The organism is Clostridium sp. AF35-15, from assembly GCF_003477745.1.
GTDB lineage: Bacteria > Bacillota > Clostridia > Lachnospirales > Lachnospiraceae > Otoolea > Otoolea fessa.
This window is the reverse complement of record NZ_QUDY01000007.1, coordinates 76631-100929: the sequence shown is the minus strand read 5'-3', so window position 1 is coordinate 100929 and position 24299 is coordinate 76631. Positions and strand designations below refer to the sequence as shown.

General features: G+C 48.0%; 20 protein-coding genes. 6 read left to right on the top strand and 14 right to left on the bottom strand.

The window, feature by feature from the left end:
* Positions 1 to 83 precede the first annotated feature (83 nt).
* The 4 genes from DWZ76_RS09755 to DWZ76_RS09740 form a co-directional block, all read right to left on the bottom strand.
* Positions 84 to 1370, bottom strand: a complete 1287-nt coding sequence (locus DWZ76_RS09755; protein WP_118469282.1) for a TRAP transporter large permease — start codon at positions 1368 to 1370, stop codon at positions 84 to 86.
* A gap of 9 nt (positions 1371 to 1379) precedes the next feature.
* Positions 1380 to 1898, bottom strand: a complete 519-nt coding sequence (locus DWZ76_RS09750; RefSeq protein ID WP_118469284.1) for a TRAP transporter small permease — start codon at positions 1896 to 1898, stop codon at positions 1380 to 1382.
* Positions 1899 to 1973: 75 nt separating this feature from the next.
* Positions 1974 to 3038, bottom strand: a complete 1065-nt coding sequence (locus DWZ76_RS09745; RefSeq protein WP_022358811.1) for a TRAP transporter substrate-binding protein — start codon at positions 3036 to 3038, stop codon at positions 1974 to 1976.
* Between the two features lie 103 nt (positions 3039 to 3141).
* Positions 3142 to 4182 carry a proline racemase family protein gene (locus DWZ76_RS09740; RefSeq protein WP_207663647.1) on the bottom strand — a complete coding sequence of 347 codons (1041 nt, stop codon included), beginning with the start codon at positions 4180 to 4182 and terminating at the stop codon, positions 3142 to 3144.
* Positions 4183 to 4547: 365 nt separating this feature from the next.
* On the opposite strand from DWZ76_RS09740, the gene DWZ76_RS09735 reads away from it, so the two are divergent.
* On the top strand, positions 4548 to 5657 hold the full coding sequence (locus DWZ76_RS09735) for a helix-turn-helix transcriptional regulator (RefSeq protein WP_118472545.1): 1110 nt from the start codon (positions 4548 to 4550) through the stop codon (positions 5655 to 5657).
* Between the two features lie 64 nt (positions 5658 to 5721).
* On the opposite strand, the gene DWZ76_RS09730 is transcribed toward DWZ76_RS09735, so the two are convergent.
* On the bottom strand, positions 5722 to 6081 hold the full coding sequence (locus tag DWZ76_RS09730; protein WP_118472544.1) for a DUF1622 domain-containing protein: 360 nt from the start codon (positions 6079 to 6081) through the stop codon (positions 5722 to 5724).
* Between the two features lie 277 nt (positions 6082 to 6358).
* Between DWZ76_RS09730 and DWZ76_RS09725 the strand changes: the two genes are divergently transcribed.
* Positions 6359 to 7345 (top strand): ornithine cyclodeaminase family protein, encoded by a 987-nt coding sequence (locus DWZ76_RS09725; RefSeq protein ID WP_182431310.1) that lies wholly within the window; start codon positions 6359 to 6361, stop codon positions 7343 to 7345.
* 156 nt (positions 7346 to 7501) lie between these two features.
* Here DWZ76_RS09725 and glyA read toward each other — a convergent pair whose 3' ends face one another.
* From glyA to DWZ76_RS09680, 9 genes are all read right to left on the bottom strand, one after another.
* Entirely contained in the window at positions 7502 to 8749 is a 1248-nt protein-coding gene (glyA, locus tag DWZ76_RS09720) for a serine hydroxymethyltransferase (protein ID WP_022358816.1), read from the bottom strand.
* 150 nt (positions 8750 to 8899) lie between these two features.
* Entirely contained in the window at positions 8900 to 10048 is a 1149-nt protein-coding gene (locus tag DWZ76_RS09715) for an FprA family A-type flavoprotein (protein WP_118472542.1), read from the bottom strand.
* 129 nt (positions 10049 to 10177) lie between these two features.
* A complete protein-coding gene (gene rpiB / locus DWZ76_RS09710; RefSeq protein WP_022358818.1) occupies positions 10178 to 10621 on the bottom strand; it encodes a ribose 5-phosphate isomerase B in 444 nt (147 codons plus the stop codon).
* Between the two features lie 210 nt (positions 10622 to 10831).
* Complete coding sequence (gene clpB, locus DWZ76_RS09705) at positions 10832 to 13423, bottom strand: ATP-dependent chaperone ClpB (RefSeq protein ID WP_118472541.1); 2592 nt, start codon at positions 13421 to 13423, stop codon at positions 10832 to 10834.
* 201 nt (positions 13424 to 13624) lie between these two features.
* Positions 13625 to 14494, bottom strand: coding sequence for a shikimate dehydrogenase (gene aroE, locus DWZ76_RS09700; RefSeq protein WP_118472540.1), 870 nt, complete (start codon positions 14492 to 14494; stop codon positions 13625 to 13627).
* A 48-nt stretch (positions 14495 to 14542) separates the two neighbouring features.
* Complete coding sequence (locus DWZ76_RS09695; RefSeq protein ID WP_118472539.1) at positions 14543 to 15322, bottom strand: shikimate kinase; 780 nt, start codon at positions 15320 to 15322, stop codon at positions 14543 to 14545.
* A gap of 145 nt (positions 15323 to 15467) precedes the next feature.
* Entirely contained in the window at positions 15468 to 16355 is an 888-nt protein-coding gene (locus DWZ76_RS09690) for a shikimate dehydrogenase (RefSeq protein WP_022358823.1), read from the bottom strand.
* Positions 16356 to 16454: 99 nt separating this feature from the next.
* Positions 16455 to 18476: an FAD-dependent oxidoreductase gene (locus tag DWZ76_RS09685; RefSeq protein WP_118472538.1), complete on the bottom strand. Its 2022-nt coding sequence runs from the start codon at positions 18474 to 18476 to the stop codon at positions 16455 to 16457.
* A gap of 72 nt (positions 18477 to 18548) precedes the next feature.
* Positions 18549 to 19505, bottom strand: a complete 957-nt coding sequence (locus DWZ76_RS09680) for a LysR family transcriptional regulator (RefSeq protein WP_118472537.1) — start codon at positions 19503 to 19505, stop codon at positions 18549 to 18551.
* Positions 19506 to 19963: 458 nt separating this feature from the next.
* Here DWZ76_RS09680 and DWZ76_RS09675 point away from each other — a divergent pair, with 458 nt between their 5' ends.
* The 4 genes from DWZ76_RS09675 (at position 19964) to DWZ76_RS09655 (ending at position 24219) form a co-directional block, all read left to right on the top strand.
* The gene (locus DWZ76_RS09675; RefSeq protein WP_107001849.1) at positions 19964 to 21178 is read left to right on the top strand and encodes an MFS transporter; all 1215 of its coding nucleotides are present in this window, start codon (positions 19964 to 19966) and stop codon (positions 21176 to 21178) included.
* A 31-nt stretch (positions 21179 to 21209) separates the two neighbouring features.
* Positions 21210 to 21974: a type I 3-dehydroquinate dehydratase gene (aroD, locus tag DWZ76_RS09670; protein WP_333549121.1), complete on the top strand. Its 765-nt coding sequence runs from the start codon at positions 21210 to 21212 to the stop codon at positions 21972 to 21974.
* A 335-nt stretch (positions 21975 to 22309) separates the two neighbouring features.
* Positions 22310 to 22930 carry a TRAP transporter small permease gene (locus DWZ76_RS09660; RefSeq protein WP_118472535.1) on the top strand — a complete coding sequence of 207 codons (621 nt, stop codon included), beginning with the start codon at positions 22310 to 22312 and terminating at the stop codon, positions 22928 to 22930.
* Positions 22930 to 24219 carry a TRAP transporter large permease gene (locus DWZ76_RS09655; RefSeq protein ID WP_118472534.1) on the top strand — a complete coding sequence of 430 codons (1290 nt, stop codon included), beginning with the start codon at positions 22930 to 22932 and terminating at the stop codon, positions 24217 to 24219. The genes DWZ76_RS09660 and DWZ76_RS09655 overlap by 1 nt, the downstream gene beginning before the upstream one ends.
* The last annotated feature ends 80 nt before the right edge of the window (positions 24220 to 24299 follow it).

Genomic DNA, 24299 nt, shown 5'->3' with positions numbered 1-24299 from the left:
TTCCATGTTTTTTATTCATCATTTTTGATTCGTGTTTTTGTAAAGGAAAAGGGAACGTCCAACTTCAACGTCCCCTCTCGTTTCTATCGTCCCATTAAAATAAATGGAATTCTGGATACTACCGGAACATTCGTAATAATCGCTAATGCTGCCAGCATCGCTACCAGGAATGGTATTGCATTTCGAACCGTATCTCCAAATTTACATCTTGCAATATTGGTTGCCGTGTATAAGCAGACACCTACCGGCGGAGTTGCCAGACCGATGGTCAGGTTCAGGCAGACAATCATACCAGTCTGAATCGGGTCAACGCCCAGGCTTGCCATCGCCGGTGCCAGAATCGGCGCTACCAGCATGATTGCCGGAGCACTATCCATAAACATACCAACAACCAGAAGAACCAGATTGACCAGTAACAGTTTCACTGCTAAAGAAGTATGAAGGCCAACCAGCATATTCGTTACAGAAACTGCCCATCTCTCATTGGAGATAACCCATCCAAACAGATAGCAGCCGCCGACAATCAGCATAACCGTACCACTGTCGATCGCGCTGTCGATAATCGATTTCCAGAGCTCTTTCCAGCCAACGGTCCGGTATACAAATGCCGACAAAATCAGGGAATAAAGAACCGCTGCCGCCGCTGCCTCGGTCGGAGTAAAGAAACCACCCATGATACCGCCAACAACGATGATCGGAAGTCCGATACATGGAAGTGCCTGTCTGGTTGCTTCCCATTTTTCCTTCCAGCTTGTCTTAGGACCTGCTGAAAAATCACGTTTCACTGCAAATACATAAACAACCAGCATCATGATAATACCCATCAGGATACCCGGTACTACTCCGGCGATAAACATATCGCCAACGGATACCTTCGCTGCCGCACCGTAAATAACGAATGCCAGACTCGGTGGGATAATCGGGCAGCAGCAGGATGCACACGCGGTCAGACCTGCTGTAAACGCCGGATCATACTTTTCATCCTTCATTGCCGGAATCATCAGGCATCCAACTGCCGCCGTACCAGCTACCGCCGAGCCTGAAACTGTACCAAACATCATACATACCAGGATGTCTACCATCGCCAGACCACCCTTGATATGTCCAACGAATGCCTGTGCGAAACGAACCAGACGCATGGTAATACCGCCGTGATTCATAATATTTCCTGCCAGAGCGAAGAATGGAAGACAAAGCATGGTAAAACTATTAATACCATAGATAATTCGCTGCGGAACCAACGCCAGGTTGGCATCACCGGTACTTAAAAGCGCATAGGAGACCGTCGCTACGATCAATACAAAAGCAATCGGAACGCCTAATGCAAGAAACAAGAAAAAGCTTCCAAATAAAATTATACTGCTGAACATATTGACCTCCTACTCTTCATCCCCCGGAAGAGGAATCTTTTTCGCTTCCCCGTAACATATATTTTCAAGAAGCTGCACAAATGTATAATAAATCATAATGAGACCGCTGACCGGAAGGGCTGCATAAAAGAGCGCCAGCGAAACCTTGATCGTCGTTCCCAGATGTGGAATCTGTGCAACTGTATAGTTCCAACCTGAAATTGTAAATAAAACAAGTGCAAATAATAAAATCACATCCGCCAGAACCAGCATAAACTGACGTGTTTTTCCATGGCACAAGTTAATTACCATGTCAACACCGATATGAAGCAGATGACGGCTTGCTACGGCACTGCCAAGCATCGTGGTCCAAACGAAGATATAACAGGAGAACTCCGTTGCCCATGGCATCGTAGCTCCAAACCATCGCAAAATAAACTGGCCGATTACCGCGATACATAAAGCAATTGACGTAACCCCTAATGCAACTCTGGCAACCGTATTGATCACGTCGCCAATCTTGTGAAGTTTTTCAATCAATCCTGCCATTTTTCTCCCCTCTTTGTAAATGTACTCCCGAAAACAGGCTCCGGGAGTACATGATAGTTCAAAAATTATTGTACTTTATTTCGCTGCGCGAACCATCTCAACCAGACCTTCCCAGGTCGGATGTGCCGCGTACATTTTATCATATACCGGAGCAACTTTTTCTTTCCATGCATCAATATCAGTCGGACGTGTTACGGTATAACCTTTTTCTTCATACTCAGCAATCTTTGCCTCGTCATTTTCCAGGAACCAAGCTCTCTGCTCTTCGCCTGCTTTTATAGCTGACTCTTTCACGAGTTTCTGGTCTTCTTCGCTTAAACCCTCATACCATTTTGAAGAAGCAACAATGATACCGCTGGAATAGTAATGATGAATATCGCAGATATTATTAACAACCTCAATATAACCATCTGCTACTGCATATAATGCACTATTGTCTGTTCCATCTACAACGCCATTCTGAAGTCCTGTGAACTGCTCGCCAGATGCCAATGCAACCGGTGTAGCACCAAGTGCTTCGTAGGTTGCCACGCAAACTTCATTCTGCATGGTTCTCATACGAACGCCCTTCATATCATCTACGGTATTAATTGTCTTATCTTTAGTCAGGATATTTCTCCAGCCATCCTCATGGAAACCAAGTCCTGTAATTCCATCAACCGCGCTTAACTGTTCCAGAAGGGAATTGCCAAATTCTCCCTCCAGCGCTTTATTGACATTATCCTCATCCTCAAACAGGAATGGAAGCTCAAAAATGCCTAAATCTGGTACAAATCCGCCCAGGGCACCAGTTCCTACCCAGCCGATTTCCAGGTTATTATTCTGAACCATCTCAACACACTCAACCTCGTCGGTTGTCATATCGCCTGCATAAACCTCTACTTTAATCCGTCCGTTGCTGCCCTCCTCGACCAGCTTTTTAAAAGCATTCGCACCGTAATCATACGGAGAACCGGTTCCACATACATGTGCTACACGGATCGTCATCTCCGCTCCGGAAGTATCTACGCTGGAACCACTATCTGCTGCTTCGGTTCCGGCTGCAGATGCGGATGAAGAAGAATTTCCGCCTGAACACCCCGCCATTGCCATCGCTCCGATTACCAATGCCATCGTACCGCAAAGCCATCTCTTTTTCATAAAGTATCCTCCTTTATACTGTTTTTATGTGAACTCCCGAGGTACTTCTTTCCCTCAGAAGTACCTCCCTGTACCTTTAAACTCTTATTTTGTTTCTATCAATTTAGCCTAATAAGAAACCTTCCGGGAATGGATCGTCCGGATCGAATAACCATGTACTCTCTCCCATCACAAACGCCCGTCCGCTGATCTCCGGTACTACTGCCGGAATTCCTGCCACCTCTGTCTCTTCAACGATATGGCAGTGGAATAAACTTCCAATCAGGCTCTCATGCACAAACGGCTGTCCGACTGCCAGCTTTCCTTCCGCATGAAGAAGTGCCATCTTCGCTGATGTACCGGTTCCGCAAGGGCTTCGGTCAATCGCTGCCGGGGGAATGACAACTGCATTTTTTACATCCGAAACCCCTTCTGTACCCGGTTCGAAAAATTCCACATGCGTTACCTGGTTCATGATTTCCAGATACGGATGCTTGACTGTTACCTGCTCATTGATAAACTTTTTAAGATAATTTCCTTTTTCGACAATCTCTTTTGCATTTTCTTTATCCAGCTTTAAGCCCATTGCCGATGCCGGTACTAACGCAAATACATTTCCGCCGTATACGATGTCTAACGGAATCTCACCATATCCAGGAACCTGTACCTTTACATCCCGATTCATCACAAATGCCGGGGCATTTTTAAAGGATACCCGCACCGCCTTGCCATCTTTCACCTCAATTTTCACTTTTACCAGTCCAGATGGTGTATCTAAGGTCGCATATGTATACGGTTCCTCCGCTTTTAAGAGTCCGCTTTCAATCAGTGCCGTTGAAACTCCGATCGTATCATGTCCGCACATCGGCATCCAGTTTCCAACCTCGTAATATAAAACACCAAAATCTGCCTCCGGATTGCACGGCTTGGTAACAATCGTTCCGGACATTACGTCATTTCCACGCGGTTCAAAACAAATTGCTTTTCTCATCCAGTCCTGTTCCTGCATCATATAGAGCATCTTTTCTTCCATCGTGTTCCCCGGAATTTCCGGAAATCCCGATAAAATGGTTCGGGTTGGCTCTCCCTCTGTATGTGTCTCGATACAGGTTACTGCCTTTCTCCCCTTAATCTCCTGCAAACAAAATTCATTCTTTTTTTCCATAGGCTCCTCCGTATTAAAAATTTTGTCCGTTCTCTTTCAGTTTTCTGAAATCTCGTTGTTAAAATCATATCATGATGAAAACTTTCAAAAAACATCATTTTTAATACAAAGTTTTTTGTGTTTTGGTTATTATGATGCATGACGTCAGTTAACGGTAGATACTTTCGGTTCTATCATAGTATACTTTTGGATACTTTTTCTATTTTCAAAGTTTTTCCACTTGCAATAATCATAACAACATTTTATTATGCTTTATATATTATCAGTCTATTAAAAATAGTTTAAAACAATAGTTGGACTATAGTCTAGTATTGATTCCATTTTGTTTTCACTAATTGAATACTCACGGGAAAGGAGGCATCTTCATGAGTGCTGAAAATCTTTTTACAACATCACGAATTGAAAACGTCAATCAGATCATTGCTGAACTTTACGACGATTCAATTCTTCTTGAAAAACGGATGGAGAGTTTTTTCCTGAACCTGAACAATATTGTTTTCTTTGAAAAAGCAAATTTTTTGTTTTACCAAAAGCAGGGACAGAATTACAAAACCCATTCCATCTACACCATCAACTGGAATGATGAACAGAAACGGCGATATCAGGAAGAATACTGCCATATGGATGATGTTCTGTCGATTCTGGACTCCGACAGCAATGTAACTTTCCTGACTAACCAGCTGTTCAATCAGGAGGTTCGAAAAAATTCTCTTTATTTTCAGGAATTTCTACTTCCCATGGGGCTGCATGATTCCATTGAAACGAATTTTTCGATTCGGAACCGGGAGCTGCGGGGTGTGTTTTCCATCCACCGATCCAACGATAAAAAAAATTTCCTGCCAGATGAATTAAGCCTTGTCCGGTTATTCCAGCCGCATTTCTGCAACGTATTTAAAAATTACGGGCGGGAGCTCAACATCGGACGGGCATTTCATGTACTGGAAAATTACAACTGCATCGGAATCGGCTGTTTTGACGATAAACTGAATTTTATCGGGTGCAACACAACCTACCATACATACATGGAGAATCATGGATTTGCAGATTTATCTAACAACCCCATTTCCAATTGTTTTCGCTCTCTTTGCCGTCAGCTGCTCCGTTCTGGAAGCATTACCGGACAAAATATCGAATACAAGATGGAAAACAGCCCTTTGTTTCTGGAGGTAAGCCGCTCCCATCTTAAGGAGGGACCAGACAACGACTGCTTTGTATGTCTGTTCTTCGATTTATCCTATGTGATGGATCGTACTCTTTCCCAGATCAGCCGGGATTTTTCCCTGACGAACCGAGAAGTAAATGTTTTAAGCCTTTTACTGCGCGGCTATTCCAACGATCAGATATCTTCCACCCTCTTCGTCAGCATCCCTACTGTCAAAAAGCATCTGGCTTCCATTTATTCCAAAATGGAAATCAAAAGCCAGAAGCAAATTCTGGAACGCCTTCATTTCTACGACAAATATTTTTCGCATTAATCTTGTTTAACCACGAAAAAAGGGAGTCCGCTCATCCTGCAGACTCCCTTTTTCGTGCCCCTTTTTACTCTAGCTTTCCTCCTTGCTCTTCCTGGGTTTCTCTTTTTTCGTTCTTGATCTCCCAATGAATCAAAAATGTAAGCATTGCCCGAAGGACAATGATGGCTCCCAAAATTCCAAGTTCCGACCATTCCCGTACCACAACCGTCCTGAGTACCTCGCCGCCCATCTTAAATTCCAACGCCAGCGCAATTCCCTGTGCCAGATTCAGGCGGATCAGCTGACGCTTGTTTCGTATCCACTGAACAAAGCAGGATACCGCTGTCGAAACCAGCACAATGATTCCAAACAATTCTAGCACGACCGTGCATATCTGTACCAAATTCTCTAACAACCAGTCTAATACTTTAATTACTTCTCCCATTACCCCTTCCTTTCCAGGTATTCTTCCCTTCTCGCTTGTGCTAATTTTATCCATTTCCTGTAGCTCAGTAAATGCGTAAACCTACTGAACCGCTACAATTTTCTTTACTATACACGCCCCATTTCAAATATGCAACTTGATTTTTATTCTGTTTTCATCTTGACAATGAAACGTGAAACTGCTACAATCCAGCTATACAAACCACATTTGATTTGTGATAAATCTATTTTTAGTATATATGTTTTATTTCATTCATAAATATTCAGGAGGTTTTGATATGTTATTTCTCAGCGAACAAGAAATGTGGCAGTCCGTCACCTTAGAGGATGTCATGGACGCGATCGAAGATGCGTATGCGATTCACAAAAGCGGCAATTATAAGATGCCGGATCGTTTTATCGCACAGCGTGATAAAAATATGATGCTCTATATGCCGTGTTTTCTGGATTCCGTCATCGGTACAAAGATGTTATCCGAATTTCCGGACAATTCCTCTCTGGGAATTCCGTATCTGAACGGACTTATGATTTTAAATAACGCAAAGACCGGTCTGCCGAAGGCGATTATGAACGGAAGTGTCCTGACCGCAATGCGGACCGGTGCGGTCGGCGGTGTCGCACTGCGCTATCTGGCTCCAGAGGATGCTGCCTCAGTTGGTTTGGTTGGCTGCGGTATGCAGGGACTACACCAGCTTCTCTATGCCTGCGAGGTGCGCCCGATCACAGATATTTATCTGTATGACGCATACGCTAAGGATCTTTCCGGCTTTATCGAGCGCTTATCGGCGCGTCTGGCATCGTTTGGAAAAAACGACATCCAGATTCATACCTGCGCGGATACCCGTGAACTGGCTGAGCACAGCCGCGTCCTGATCTCCGCCACCCAGGCGGTCGATCCGGTCTACCCGGATGATGAAGAGCTGCTTCGCGGCAAATGCTTTGTTGCCATCGGCTCCTGGCGTCCGGAACGGCGCGAACTGCCGGATGCGGTGTGGAAACTCGTCAAGAACGCGTACACCGAGCTTCCGTATGCCTGCGAGGAGAGCGGCGATCTGAAAATTCCGCTGGAAAAGGGCGTTCTGACACAGAAGCGCGTCCACTTTATCGAGGATCTGATCGAAGATACCAAGCAGGGACATCCGCATGAGCAGAACGAGACCCGCTGCTTTAAATCAGTCGGCATGGGACTCTTTGATGTGCGGACGGCACAGCTTATCTATGAAAAAGCATTGGAAAAAGGAATTGGACAAAAACTTAATTTCTAGGAAAAATGGTTGGAATAGAAAAGGCTGTATCACCTACCGCGCGCTTCCATGCGGCAGGCAATACAGCCTTTTTCTTATTGTTATATGTGCATTAATTTTCCAGCATTTTTCTGAATCTATAGACTGGCAAATTTTTCGCTCCATATTCTTCTCTACTTATTTATATAACGGATACTTCTCACACAGTTTCGTCACTTCCGCACGGATGTAATCTGCCTTGTTCTCGAAGTCGGTAGCTGCCAGCCAGATGCACTCTGCAATCACTTCCATGTCCTCTTCTTTCAGTCCACGGGTGGTAACAGCCGGAGTACCGATGCGGACGCCAGAAGTAACAAACGGGCTTCTCGGGTCGTTTGGAACGGTATTTTTGTTCAGGGTAATGTATACTTCATCGCAGCGGTTCTGCAGCTCTTTACCGGAAATATCCATGCCGCGCAGATCAACTAACATCAGGTGGTTATCGGTTCCGCCGGTCAGAATCTTGAATCCCTGCTTCTGAAGTGCGGCTGCCAGCGCTGCTGCATTCTTCTTTACCTGAAGCTGATACTCTTTAAATTCTGGCTTCAGCGCCTCGCCGAAGCAGACTGCCTTGCCAGCGATGATGTGCTCTAACGGACCGCCCTGGGTTCCCGGGAAGATCGCCTTGTTGAAGTTGAACTTCTCAGCTGCTTCCTTATTTGCCAGAATCAGACCGCCTCTCGGTCCGCGCAGTGTCTTATGTGTGGTTGTCGTAACAACATCTGCATACGGAATCGGGCTCTGGTGAAGACCGGCTGCTACCAGACCAGCGATATGAGCCATATCGACCATCAGGTATGCGCCTACTTTGTCTGCAATTTCACGGAAACGTTTGAAATCAATCTCTCTTGCATAGGCACTTGCACCTGCAATGATCAGCTTCGGTTTTGCTTCCAGTGCAATGCGCTCTACCTCTTCGTAATCAATCACGCCATTGTCATCGACACCATACGGCACAATGTTGAAATATAAACCGGAGAAATTGACAGGGCTTCCGTGTGTCAGATGTCCGCCGTGATCCAGGTTCATGCCCATAACAGTATCACCCGGTTTCAGCATTGCGATAAATACCGCCATGTTTGCCTGCGCGCCGGAATGCGGCTGTACGTTTGCATAATCACAGCCAAACAGTTTTTTCGCTCTCTCGATCGCGATGGACTCTACAACATCGACACACTGGCATCCGCCGTAGTAACGTTTTCCCGGATATCCCTCCGCATATTTGTTGGTTAATACCGATCCCATCGCCATCATAACCGGCTCCGATACAATATTCTCCGACGCGATCAGCTCCAGGTTTCTTCTCTGACGGGCTGCCTCTGCTTCAATGGCTTCTCCCACTTCCGGGTCTGCCTCTGTAATGAACTTCATTACCTCATCTACCATGTCTGTTTCTCCTATTCTTTTCTGTCATCCATACAAAATCATCAAGTGGATTTTTCATATATAAATATAAAACCACACTTTTGTCTCTCCGGATTTTTTATTTAAAAAAGCCTTTTTCAGGTCTCATTAAATACTGTCACCAGACGCTTCTTATGCCAGCAGCGCTTCCGCCATCTGCTCCAGCGACGGAATATCGCTCTCCTTGAGCGCCCCGCGAACCGTAACGACCGGTTCAACCACCGTGATCTCCTTCATCGCATCCAGCATTCCCTTCATCGTGCGCGCTGCACTCGGCGCCCAGGAACCGTTTTCAATCAGGGCAACGGTGCGTTTCTGGTAATTCTTGCTCTGTAAGTGGTGCAGGAAATCTGCCATAACCGGCATCACACCCGCGTCATAGGACGGTGCTGCCAATACAATTTTTCCATACCGGAATGCATCTTCCAGCGCCTCCGCCATATCACCGCGCGCCAGATCCGCGATTGCCACTTTCGGGCATTCTTTTTTCTCAAGAATTTCCTTGCATTTCTTCGCCGCATCCTCGGTGTTGCCATGCAGGGACGCATATGCGATAAATACACCCTCAGACTCGACGCCGTAGCTGCTCCAAATCTGGTATTTTTCAAGCACATGACCGATCGTCTCTTTCAGAACCGGTCCATGCAGCGGGCAGATGATCTGGATCTCAAGACCGGCTTCTTTCTTAAGAAGTGCCTGCACCTGCATTCCATATTTTCCTACAATATTGAAATAATACCGTCTCGCCTCGCAGTCCCAGTCCTCATCCACATCAAGCGCACCGAACTTGCCGAAACCGTCGGCGCTGAACAGCACCTTGTCGCAGGAATCATAGCTTACCATAACCTCCGGCCAGTGTACCATCGGTGCCATGACGAACGTCAGCTCATGGCGCCCCAGTTTCAGGGTATCGCCCTCCTTGACCGTCAGCGCACAGCTGGTATCAAGATCAAAGTACAGTTTCAGCATCGGAAATGTCTTCGCATTGCCTACCAGTGTGATTTCCGGGTACCGTTCTAAGACTGCCTGGATACTTGATGCATGATCCGGCTCCATGTGGCTGATTACCAGATAATCCGGGGTTCTTCCAGCCAGTGCGGTTTCCAGATTTTCCAGAAATTCTGTCTGTTTGCGCTTGTCTACCGTATCCATGATCGCGATCTTTTCATCCATAATCACGTATGAGTTATATGAAATACCATTTGGCACCTGATACTGCCCCTCAAATAAGTCAATGTCATGGTCGTTTACACCGATGTAGCGAATATCTTCTGTGATCATCTCCTGCTTCCTCCTGTTCTTTTCGCAGCTGCTCCATCTCTTTACAGCTGCCTCTTTTTGTTCTCACAGGCATCTCGCATCCTGCTGTCAGCCTGCCTTATGATTTCATCCGTTACCTCTGACTCTGAATCAGTCTTTCTCCTCAATCGCCATAATCATATCCACGCGTCTCTGATGGCGTCCGCCCTCAAATTCTGCGTTGATCCACTCGTCAACGATCATCTTCGCAAGCTCACTTCCTACCACGCGGGCGCCGAAGCAGAGTACATTGGCATCGTTGTGGCGGCGGGACATCACCGCTGTGTACGGCTCGCTGCATACGCAGGCGCGCACGCCTTTTACCTTGTTAGCTGCCAGTGAAATACCAAGACCGGTACCGCAGATTGCAATACCCAGATCGGCTTCGCCGGAAACAACTGCACGGCCTACCTTCTCTCCGTAAACTGGATAATCACAGCTCTCGCTGCTGTCTGTACCCAGATTTAACACTTCGATTCCTTTTTCTTTCAGGAAATCCACAATAATGTTCTTCAGTTCTACCGCCGAATGGTCATTTCCAATCGCAATTTTCATCTCATCTTCTCCTCATCTGACTGACTTCCGGAACAAATGATATAGTCCGGTCATTATGGAATCATTTTAGTAAAGTTGCCGGGCAATGTCAAGACTGTGAAAATCTCAGAAATACATAAAAAGAGCGCAGAGGAAGCTCTTTCGCACTTCTCCGCGCCCTATTGTTTCTTCTATATAATAGTTATAAATCCGCCGTAAGACGTTTTCCGCTTACGCGCTATGGACAGCCGAAGCCGTCAGCTTGCCATCCGAAAGCCCGATCTCTATCGTATCGCCCGCACGGACGCCGTCCGCCAGAATCAGCTTCGCTGCCAGTGTCTCGACGTTCTTCTGCAGGTACCGTTTCAGCGGTCTTGCACCGTAAACCGGATCGTAGCCATTTTCAATGATGAAATCCTTTGCCTCGTCCGTCAGGGCAATCTTTAACTCCTTATCCGCCAGACGTTTGTTGACATCTGCAATCAGAAGCTCAATGATGCCTCCGATGTTGCCTTTCGTCAGCGGCTTAAAGAGAATAATCTCATCCAGACGGTTCAGGAACTCCGGACGGAAGTGAGCTCTCAAGTCATGCATAACGGAGCTTTCCGCCTCCGGCTTGATCTGTCCCTTTTCATCGATGCCGTCCAGCAGATACTGGGAACCGATGTTGGAGGTCATAATCAGGATCGTATTCTTGAAATCGACAGTTTTGCCGGTCGAATCCGTGATACGTCCATCATCCAGAACCTGCAGCAGGACGTTAAATACATCCGGGTGCGCTTTCTCAACCTCATCGAAGAGGACAACGGAATACGGTTTGCGCCGTACTGCCTCGGTCAGCTGACCGCCCTCGTCATATCCGACATATCCTGGCGGCGCTCCGATCAGACGGGAAACGGAATGTTTCTCCATGTATTCACTCATATCGATACGAACCATGTTGTTCTCATCGTCAAACAATGCCTCCGCCAGCGCTTTTGCAAGCTCTGTCTTGCCGACACCGGTCGGACCTAGGAACAGGAACGAACCGATTGGTTTCGTCGGATCCTTGATGCCCGCTTTGGAACGGATAATCGCCTCCGTTACCTTGGTAACGCCCTCATCCTGTCCGATGACACGTTTATGCAGCAGTTCGTCCATATGCAGGGTCTTGCTGCGCTCGCTCTCGGTCAGTTTGGCAACCGGAATACCGGTCCACTTCGAAATAATCCTGGCAATCTCATCCTCGGTGACACTCTCATGTACCAGACTGAGATCCTGATTTTTCACTTTCTCTTCCTCTTCCGCCAACTGTTTCTGCAGTTCCGGCAGCTTGCCGTACTGGAGTTCAGCCGCTTTGTTTAGGTCATATGCCTGCTGCGCTGCCTGAATCTCGCCATTTACATGCTCAATCTCTTCACGCAGTTTGGACAGCTTATCAACGGAAGATTTTTCATTCTCCCACTGGGCTTTCTGGGTCGAAAAGCTGCTCTTGAGCTCTGCCAGTTCTTTCTGCAGTTCTGCCAGGCGATCCTGACTTAAGCGGTCAGTCTCTTTCTTAAGCGCAGCCTCTTCAATCTGCAGCTGCATGATACGTCTCGACAGTTCATCCAGCTCCGCCGGCATTGAATCCATCTCCGTCTTGATCATCGCGCACGCTTCATCAACCAGATCGATCGCCTTATCCGGAAGGAAACGATCCGTGATATAACGATCCGAGAGAATTGCCGCCGATACAAGCGCAGAGTCGGTAATCTTGACCCCGTGGTAAACCTCATATCTCTCTTTCAGACCACGCAGAATGGAAATCGTATCTTCCACGGTCGGCTCATCAACGTGAACCGGCTGGAAACGACGTTCCAGAGCTGCGTCTTTTTCGATGTATTTACGGTACTCATCCAGGGTCGTCGCACCGATACAGTGCAGTTCACCTCTAGCCAGCATAGGCTTCAGCATATTCCCGGCGTCCATCGCGCCCTCGGATTTGCCCGCGCCGACGATCGTATGCAGCTCATCGATAAACAGAATAATCTGTCCCTCGCTCTTCTTGACCTCGTCAAGCACCGCTTTCAGTCTCTCTTCAAACTCGCCGCGGTACTTCGCGCCCGCCATCAGAGCGCCCATATCCAGGGCAAACAATTTCTTGTCCTTCAAGCCCTCCGGGACATCGCCGCGCACGATACGCTGTGCCAGTCCTTCAACAACGGCTGTCTTACCAACGCCAGGTTCACCAATCAGAACCGGGTTGTTTTTCGTCTTTCTGGAGAGAATCATAACCACGTTACGGATCTCACTGTCACGACCGATGACCGGATCGAGCTTCTGATCTCTCGCACGTTCCACCAGATCGTAACCGTACTTATTTAAAGTGTCATACGTTGCCTCCGGATTATCGCTGACGACACGCTGGTTGCCGCGCACAGTCGAAAGCGCCTGCAAAAAGCTCTCTTTCGTGATACCGTAGAGACGGAACAGTTCCTTGACCGCCTTATTCGGCTGTTTTAACATCGCCAGAAATAAGTGCTCGACGGAAACATACTCGTCTCCCATCGCCTTGGCTTCGTCCTCCGCGTTCACCAGCACCTTGTTGGCATCGTTGGAGAAATACACCTGACCGCCGGATACCTTCGGCAGCTTTCCAATCGCCTGCTGCACCTCATCACGGAACTGGTCGCCCGAGATTCCCATCTTTGTTATTAATTTAAAAATCAAGCTGTCTTCCACAGTCAAAAGACTGTACAGCAAATGTTCCTGATCAATCTGCTGGTTTCCATATTCATACGCCAGCTTTTCCGTATTTTGAACGGCTTCCAGAGACTTCTGGGTAAATTTACTGATATTCATAAACCTGCCTCCTTTCGAACAATCTGTGAAAACCTTTTGGTCTCCTTTTGTTCTAGCAGTAATATAACACTTGTTATTAGCACTGTCAAGAGTTGAGTGCTAATAATTTTGTGAATAATTTGTGAAAACATTTTTTTGAAAAACGGCACACCGCATTCTCATCACTAAGTAACGAGAATGCGGTGTGCCGTTCTTCAAATCCTATTTTGTAAAATATTTCTCTTTAATGATCTCCACCGGCATCTGCTGTCCTGTCCAGAGTTCAAAGGATGCAGCTCCCTGATAGAGAAGCATGTACATACCGTTGCTGGTCTTGCAGCCTGCCGCTCTTGCTTCGCGCAGTAAACGGGTCTCCTGAGGATTGTAGATGACATCGAATACGAACAGGTCTTTGTGGAACATCGTTGTATCAGTAATGATTGTGTTGTCTGTCTTCGGAGCCATGCCGACGGAAGTACCATTTACCAGAATCGCGCTGTCTGCGATGGACTGGCGCAGGATCTCCAGATCGGAGTAATCATGCAGGGTTACCTTGCACCCTGTGCGCTCGTTCAGTTTCTTTACAATCTCCTCGGCTCTCGGATAGAACGCGTCCTTGACGTTAAATACGTTAATTTCTGCCACGCCGTCTAAAGCTGCCTGTACAAGAATCGCGGTTGCGGCGCCGCCAGCGCCTAAAAGCGTCATTTTCTTGCCAATGATGTCTACACCATTTTCTGCAACTGCACGCATAAATCCGACGCCATCGGTCGTATAAGCAGTCAGAACACCGTCGTCATTGACAATCGTATTGCAGGCGCCGGAAATCTCGGAAGCCGGTGAAACCTTGTCTGCCAGCTTGCACATGATATTTTTGCCCGGCATCGTGATATTCCAGCCGCGCGCGCCCATCGTCCGCAGTCCCTCAACCGCCTGCGGCATCTTCTCTTCCGGCACATCAAACGCCAGATATGTATAATCCAGCCCCAACTGGCTGCACGCCTCGTTGTGCATCTCCGGCGAAACACTGTGTGCGACCGGGCTTCCCAGTAAACAAAGTAAACCTGTGTGTCCTGTGATATGATTCGACATCTTTTTTCCCCTTTCGTTTTCTCTGTCAGAACTTTCTGAGCAGTCACATTATTTAAACTTCTTCACCTGTGCAATGATCTCCTCGCAGATCTCATTCGCTGATTTTCCATCGGTCGCGATCACAATATCCGCTGCCGCTTCATACGCCGGTCTGCGCTTCTCCATCAGTTCGGAAACATATTCCACTGTCTTATTATTTTCCAGAAGCGGACGGTCATGGTTCTCTTTGACACGCTCCAGAATCGTCTCCGGCTTCGCGGTCAGAAGTATAACCTTGCCGCTCTTTCGCATCTCCTGTACATTGACCTCGCGCATCGCTACGCCGCCGCCGCAGGATACAATCTTGTTCTTCTCGTTTCCTACCTCTTTAAGCAGGTTTGTCTCCTCGTTGCGGAAATATTCCTCGCCGTGCAGATCGAAGATCTCGGAAATGCTCATGTTGTTCTTTTTCGCGATCATTTCATCCATTTCCACCACATCCATCGCAAAGGTATTCTGCAGTGCATTCGAAACGGTGCTCTTTCCGACTCCCATAAATCCGATCAGGAAAATATTGAATCCAAACAACTCATGGGACTGGATCCGTTTGCTCCGGTAGAGGACGCTGTCGTAAACTGCCATGATTGACTTTTTGTATTCATAATCATCCAGCTTCGCAAGCATCTTGCTCTTCTTGCGCTCTTCCTCCTCTGCCTGATAAATCGGAAGTCCGTTTTTCTGTTTATAATTTGTAATCTCCTGGATAATCTGGTAGCGCATCCGCAGGGCATCGATCAGAATCTCGTCGCACATGTCCAAATCATTTCGCAGCTTCTTTAATTCATCCATCTGTCTCATCCTTCTTCACTTGTATTCATTCAAATCACTTTTGCACTTTACATTGAAAGTGTGTTTTATTATTATACCCGAATCAGGATATGAACGCAAGTGCTAATGCGGAATAGCAGGTATAACTGTGGGGGCTATCGTTTAATTAGATTCCCAGCTTCTCCTTCATGTAATCCACCGGTGTTGATTTTCCTGTATACAGTTCAATCGCGATCAGCGCCTGGAACAGCATCATGCTCATTCCGTTGTATACGCGGGTGCAGCCAGCTTCTTTGGCCTGCTTCATCATCACGGTCTCACGCGGTGCATATACTGTATCAGTTACGATCAGATCCTTGCGGAAATAGGACGGATCCGGAATATTGGACAGATCCTCCAGCGGGTGCATACCAACGCCGGTTGCATCACAGAAAATGTCTGCTTCGTGCATTTTCTCTTTTAAGAGTGCCAGATCGCCCAGGTCATGCATCTCGGCCTTGCAGTTAGAGTTCTTGTTGATGATATCAACGATCTCCTCGCCGCGTGCATAGAATTTATCTTTGATATTGAAGATATGCAGCTCTGCAATGCCGTCCAGTGCGCCGCGTACTGCGATAGCGGTTGCTGCACCGCCAGTACCGATGAGAACCATCTTCATTCCCTTGAAATCAATGCCTTCTTCCTTGATTCCCTGCCAGTAGCCCATACCGTCAGTGTTGTAACCCTTCAGGTATCCGGTTACATTGCCGTCTTTGTCACGGGTGTTGACTACAGTGTTGATCGCACCGCACAGCTTTGCAGCCTCGTCTACCTCATCCAGATATTTGTGAACGACGGTCTTGTTCGGCATGGAGATGTTGGAACCCAGCATCTTCAGCGCACGGATACTCTCAACCGCTGCTTCCAGGGTATCGTTGTCTACCTCGAACGCAAGCTGGATAACATCGTCGCCATTCTTGTCATAGGCAAGGTTGTGGGTAGTCGGAGACTGTGTATGACGGATCGGGTAAGCCATTAATCCTACTAATTCGGTATGTCCTGTAATGTTTGGCATGATAATTTCCTCTTTTCTTCTCTATTTTTTATAATTAAATAAAACGATATTATTCGTTCAGCGAACAGTCAGAATCTTTCAAATGCAATATTCAATTCCCTACTCCAATGGTGCCAGCTCTAAAAATCCTCTCGCTTCCAGCACGTTCAGAATCGCACGTCCTTCCATCGTTCCCTCCATGATACGGCGGGCGCGGACGGAGTCTCCGATCGGGTAAATGAAGGTATCTGTGTTGTCAAATGCCTCTTCGAGCTGTGCCAGAATCGGATTGTTGGCGCGCATTCCCAGGCAGTTGAAACCGAGTTCAAAGTTCAGATCCTCGATCGTGCCATCCGGCAGCTTCACGGTAAATGCGTTCTCTTTGACTTCCTGCAGCGCAGTATTCACATACTCTTTCACACCGTATTTATCGTGTGTCTCACGCATGGAACATTTCGTAATCGGATCTGCCATCATGCCAATCTGCGGAAGCATATCCACGATGGTACACTCCGCGCCGCGCGGTGCGAAATACTCCACAACATCCAGACCAACGGAGCCGCCGCCGACTACAACCACTTTTTTGCCCTTGCAGAAATCATCCGGGTATTCTCCGGCTTTTACTTTCTGAATCATCTCGAAAATGGTATCGACATGACCGGCTGCGATGTTTTCCTTGAGTCCCTTGATCGGCGGAACGACTGGAACGGAACCGGTTGCGTTGACAATGATATCCGGCTTGAACTGTTTGATCTTGTCCACGGTTGCCTCGCAGTTCAGAAATACATACAGATTTTTCAGTCTCTTCGCACGTGCTTCCAGATATTTCGGGAAGTCTTTCATACGGTTCTTGCTTGGCAGGTCGGAGATAAAGGTGGAAAGTCCGCCTAATTTACCACTCTTTTCTAATAAGAATACGTTGCATCCAACCTCGGCTGCCGTGCAGGCTGCTTCCAGACCGGCTGTACCGCCGCCGACTACAACTACGTTGCAGTTTTTATTGACTTTCAGCTTCTTGTAGATATCGCCCTCCGGAACAGCCGGGTTGACGGTACAGCGGATCGGGCGGTTGACGCCGATTCGGTTGCCCGCACAGCCAACGTTACAGGAGATACATTTACGGAGAATCTCTTCCTCGCCGTTCTGCACCTTGCTGACCCAGTTCGGCTCTGCAATGAGTCCGCGTCCCATGCCGACAATATCGACATCGCCGCTCTCCAATACTTTCTCAACGACCTCCGGATCGCGGTAGTTGCCCGCATTGATAACCGGTTTACCAAATTTATCCTTCACGGCTCTTGCCATGTAGGAACGCCAGCCATCCGGCAGGAAGTTCGAGTCAATCTGATACTGTAAGGACGGGTTCAGACCGCAGGATACATCGTACATATCTACGTACTCATCCAGATATTCGAGGTATTCCAGTGTGTCTTCCAGCGTGTTGCCGCCCGGCACGCGCTCTTCCGCAGAGATACGGACGATGATCGGGAACCACGGACCTACATTTTTCCGCACCTCTTCCAGAACCATCTTCGGGAAACGGAGACGATTCTCGACAGAGCCGCCGAATTCATCGGTTCTTTTGTTGTAATACGGGGAAATAAACTGACTCATCAGATAAGAATGACCGCAGTGGATCTCAATCGCATCAAATCCGATCGCCTGTACACGTTTCGCCGCCTCGCCGTATTTTTTTACGGTCGTCAGGATCTCTTCCTTTGTCATCGGACGCGGAATCTCGCCGCCTGCCTTGGTCGGGATATTGGAGGAAGACACCGTCTCCATACCGGTTCTGGCAGAGGATGCAGAAGCACCCGCATGGTTGACCTGAATCGCTACCATCGCGCCATTCTTATGAAGATTCTCGACTAACTGATAGTAACGCGGCATAAAGCTGTCGTGATCGATGCGGATCTGGCTTGTGCCATTGGAACCAACCGGATATTCAATATTGGCATTCTCCAGAATAATCAGACCAGTTCCTCCCTTGGCACGCAGGGAATAATAATTCATATGGCGGTTGCTCATCTCACCGCTCGTCTCGCCATAGTTAGTACCCATCGGCGTCATGGCAACACGGTTTTTGATTGTCATGCGCTTAATGGTAATCGGTTCAAAAATTTTCGGGTATTTGCTCTTCATGATGAAATTCTCCTTCTCCATTGCATGAGAGGCATCCCTGTGTTTGTGACACTTTTATCATAACCGTTTTGCTTAAAAATTAACAATATCTTTCAAGTAAATTTTCAATACGTTTTTGCTATCGGTTTCCCGTTCCGCCTGCAGACCGTCCTGACGCGCCTGCTGTTTCATATATTCAATAAAGCGTTCCACCGCCGGAAGCCGGTAGCGTTCTTTCATCCAGAACATAAAAATCTGGTGATAAATGTCCAGATTTTCAATCGGATGAATGCAGACTCCCGGAGCAAGCTCCAGAATGTCCGTGCGCGGCATCAGTGCGATGCCAAAACTCTCCCGCACCAGCGCGACGATCGAATATTCGTCCGGACACTCCACAATGATGTCCGGCTGGATGTTGTATTTCGCATAGAGTGCGCGGGTGCGCGTCCCCATCCAGGAGTCCTTATCATATCCAATTACCGGATACCGGTTCAGCTCCGCAAATGGAATTCTCTCCCGTTCCGCCAGCGGATGATCCTTCGGTGTGATGATAACAAGCTTCTGGTTCGCCACCGGGAAAAATTCCATGTCATCCTTTTCCAGACAGCCGCCAAAGCCTACATCTAATTCACCCGTTTTTACCTTTTTTGCAATCGCCGGTGTGTGATTCTGCCAGAAATTAAACACAACCTTTTGATTTTCCGGTTGTTCTAAAAAGAGCTTGACCCGGTGCGGGATATAGTGGCCGGCCAGCGGAAACACGTAACCGATGTCGATCTTTCCCCCATCCATCGAAATCTCCCGCATTTTTCCGACCGCGATGTGGCAGTCTGTGAGAATCCGGTCCGCGTACTCCAAAAACATCCTCCCCGCCTTCGTCAGGGTCACCCCGCGTCCTTCTTTTTCAAAGAGCGTCACGCCCAGCTCATTTTCCAGTGATGCCATCGACCGGCTCAGGGATGGCTGTGATATATATAATTCTTCCGCCGCCTGATGATAATTTTCCAGATTCGCTATCTTCTGAAAATATAAAATCTGATTCAATGTCATTCCTAACGTCCCCCGTCTTTATGTATCTTCGTATTAACTCTTCGCAATATCAGCCGTAAATGCATCACACCAAACTTCCATAATCGTTACTGTTCACGCATACGTGCCCAGTAACGGAATTTGCCGTGGCTTCGCATTTAAATACGGCAAATTCCTGCTGCCACCACGTTTTCTTACGGCACTTTCGGTTCCAAAAGTGCCTACCCGTGAGCAGTAACCCATAATCATATTTATAACACATTAATGCTTAAAATGCATTGGTTTTTTGCTATAAAAGTATTAGACTTCGGCTATAATAATTATTAGAATAAAGGCATCAAACGTGTTATTTTTCTAACACTAAAACAGAACTTTTTATATCGGCATCTCCTTTGTGTCTGTGACAGAACATCAGCCATCATCCGCCCGGTTTCCGAAACGGCAGCACGACAGGCGGATCTTGAATTAAGGAGAAAATCATGAACAAGAAATATCTGCCAAGTGCACTTATCATGTACTTAAACTACTTTATCCATGGCGTCGGCTGTTCGATTCTCGGACAGGCAGTCATCAAGGAAGCGCTTGCCGCAGCCTGGGGCGTTGAGGCAATGGCGATCACCGCGATTTCCGCTGCTTTAGGACTCGGGCGTCTGATTGCACTTCCATTTGCCGGACCACTTTCCGACAAACTGGGACGCCGCATCTCAACCGCCATCGGCAGCGCCTCCTACGCGGTTTACCTGATTGGACTTGCTTTCGCTTTCAGCGCCGGACAAAACGGCGGCTATCAAATCGCTTATGTATGTGCAATCATCGGAGGTATCTCCAATTCGTTCCTTGATACCGGTATCTATCCGGCGGTTGCCGAGATTATCAGCAGCGCTCCGGGTGTCGCTACCATGGGAATCAAATTTTTCATTGCGATCGCGCAGATGCTTCTGCCGTTCGTACTCGGTGTTGCTGTGACAACCACCGCCACCGGCATGGTATCTTACAATCCGTTATTTATCGGATGCGGTATTATTTACGCTGTTTTATTTGTACTTATTTTCCTGTTCCCGCTGCCAGATTCTGAGCAGAAGGCAGAGGGCAAATCCGAGGGACTCATCGCCAGCTTAAAACACACAAATTTTTCGTTTGAGTCCATCGCCATGATCGTGATTGGTTTCACCTGCACCGGTACCTTCCAGTTATGGTTAAACTGCGCGCAGAACTTCGCAAAAGAAAATGCAGGCTGGGCGAACCCGTCCATCATGCAGACCTACTATTCCGCAGGTACCCTGATGGCGCTCGTTGTCACCTCCCTGCTGACCCGTAAAATCAAGGATGTACGTTTCATCCTCGTTTACCCGGTTATCTGCCTCGTTACTTTGGTTGCCGTACTCATCGGTCACAGCCAGACCCTTATGATTGCAGGCGCTTTCATCATCGGCTGGGCAGGCGCGGGCGGTCTGTTACAGATTGTAACCTCCGTCTGCAACATGCTGTTCCCGAAGATCAAGGGAACCGTAACCGCACTGGTTATGATTGCTTCTTCCTTATGTAATTACACAATTTTGACTGCCGCTTCCAAAATGGCACCATCCCATGTTATGATAATGAATATCGTACTGACTGCCATCGGCGTTCTCTTGGGACTCTTTGTCAATGCCCGCTACGCGAAAATGGTGTCTCTGGCAGAAAGCGACGAATAAATATTTATTGATAAAATGAAAGGATTCTCTGATTATGAATACTATCAAAGTTAGAAATATCGAAATCGGCTCCGGCACACCGAAGATCATCGTTCCGATCGTAGGCGTTACCAAACAGGAAATCATCGACGAGGCCAAAACGTTTGATTCTATTCCGGTTGATATGGTAGAATGGCGTGTAGACTGGTTCGAAGGTGTCTTTGATTTTGAGAAGGTAGAAGACGTCTTAAAGGAACTGCGTGCCGTTCTCGGCGAGACTCCGATTCTGATGACCTTCCGTACCTCCAAAGAGGGCGGCGAGAAATCCATCGAGCCGGAAGATTACGCAAAGCTGAACATCAAGGCAGCTCAGACCGGCTATGTTGATTTCATTGACGTAGAGATCTTTACCGGCGACGCGATTGTAACCAAGATCATCGACGGCGCACATGCGGCTGGCGTGAAAGTCATCGCTTCCAACCATGACTTCCACAAGACGCCGGAGAAATCCGACATCATCTACCGCCTGCGTAAGATGCAGGATATGAATGCAGATATCCCGAAGATCGCAGTTATGCCGCAGAACAAGAAAGATGTTTTAACACTTCTCTCTGCCACTGAGGAAATGACTTCCCTCTATGCGGACCGTCCAATCATTACCATGTCGATGGCTGGCACCGGCGTTATCAGCCGTCTCTGCGGCGAGGTATTTGGTTCTTCCATGACCTTCGGCGCTGCCAAAAAGGCATCCGCACCGGGTCAGATGGGCGTAAAGGAGCTGGAGACTGTACTGGGACTGCTTCACAGTGCGATGTAATATCTGGCTTATCCAGTTATTCGGTTACTGTTCACGCTAACGTGCCCAGTAACTGAATTTGCCGTGGCTTCGCATTTAAATACGGCAAATTCCAGCTGCCACCACGCTATCTTACGGCACTTTCGGTTCCAAAAGTGCCTATATTATACTTTTAGCCACCTATTTTTTTACTCCCGGAAATCCCTGTACCTGCGGGTACGGAGGGATTCTCCGCGAGACACTCAAGACCTGCTACCTCCATCGCAGGTCTATTATTGTTATCAAGCGGCACATCCGTTTTCAAACGTGCCTGCATAAACAGCAACCTATTATCCGTATTTACAAGGGGATTATTCATGAAAAAAACACTTCACTGGCTGGATGAAAACCTGGAAGAATTTCTGCTGGTTGTCATGCTGGCTGCGATGACACTCATTATGGGAATCCAGATATTTTCCCGCTACGCGCTGGGACAGTCTCTGTCCTGGTCCGAGGAGGTTACCCGTTTTCTCTTTATCTGGAGCGGTTTTTTAAGCGTCAGTTATTGCAGCAAAAAATGCCTTTCTATCAAGATCGAACAGTTCGTCGCCGCCTTCCCGCGCAGAGGAAAGGCTCTTTTTAAGGTTGTCAACCACACCTTTGAGCTGATTTTTTTCCTCTATATGATCCCATTTGCATACTCTTACATGATGTCCGCCATTCACAGCGGACAGTTATCCCCCGCCTGCGGGATTCCGATGTACTATATTCAGGCAGCGCCGTTTGTTTCCTTTCTTCTGGTAACATTCCGCATTCTGCAGCGCTGGATCATCGAATTTAAGGTTGCCCGCGGCGAAGATGTCTACGATCCGGCCCACCCGGAGCGCAATACACCGGAATCCTTTATCCATGCAAATGCAGATATGCCGGAAACGGAATCCAATGAAATCGAATCTCTCATCGAGGCAAATACACCATCTGGAAAGGAGGAACACTGATGCCTGCTGCTCTCTTATTTGTTATCTTTGTCGTGCTGCTTGTCATCGCGATCCCGGTATCGATCACGCTCGGTATCGCCTCGGTTCTCCCTTCCGTTTTTGACCCGTCCTTCACGGTCGGCGCTAAGTATCTGATCCGCGCCATGTTCGGCGGACTGGATTCTTTTCCCCTGCTCGCCGTGCCGATGTTCGTCTTATCCGGCATCATCATGGCAAAGGGCGGTATTTCCAAGAAACTGTTTGACGTATTCGCCTTCTTTCTTGGCAATTTTACCGCCGGTATGCCATGCGCGGTCATCGTGACCTGCCTCTTCTACGGCGCTATCTCCGGCTCTGCCCCGGCAACCGTCGCAGCCGTCGGAAGCATGACGATCCCGATTTTAAGCGCCCTCGGCTATGACCGGACTTTCTCTACCGCGATCGTGGCAGTCGCAGGCGGTCTGGGCGTTATCATTCCGCCGAGTATCCCGTTTATCATGTACGGCATGGCGTCCGGTGCCTCTGTCAGCAGCCTGTTCTTAGCCGGCGTCATTCCGGGTCTGATGATTGGTCTGCTCCTGATGCTGTATGCCATCTATCACTGCCGACGTTACGGTGAAGATAGAGAAAAAATCCACGCTGAAATCCATCTGCTGCACGAAAAAGGACTGTTCCGGGTGCTGCGCGAAAGCTTTTTCGCTCTCTTAAGCCCGGTCATCATCCTTGGCTGTATCTACAGCGGCATCGCCTCCCCCACGGAAGCAGCAGTTATCTCCGTTTTCTATGCCCTGTTTGTCAGCCTGTTCCTCTACCGGACCATGAAATTCCGGGATATCCCGCCGATTTTTGTGGAAGCGATCCGCACATTCACACCGATCCTCTTTATTCTGGCAGCTTCCACGGCATTTTCCAGAGTCCTGACCCTGATGCAGGTGCCGCAGGCGGTCAGCAGCTTTATCCTGGAGCATTTCAACAGCCCGGTCATGATCCTGCTTGTCATCAACCTGTTCCTGCTTATCGTGGGAATGGTCATGGATACAACCCCGGCGATCCTGATTCTGACCCCGATCCTGCTCCCGATCGTGACAGCGATCAACATGGATCCGGTCCAGTTCGGTGTGATCATGGTTGTCAATCTGGCAATCGGCTTCGTAACCCCGCCGATCGGCGTCAACCTCTTTGTCGCCAGCTCCCTGACCGACGTCCCGATCATGGCGATCGCCAAAAAAGCGATGCCGATGATTGGATTGTTCCTGGTGGCGCTGCTGCTGATTACGTTTATACCGGCTTTGTCGCTGGGATTGTTATAATGCTGAATGGACGCTTGGAAATGTTGAAGTTCTGAAAGATTTCATATAACGACCTGCTTCACGCTTTCAGGCTGTGAATG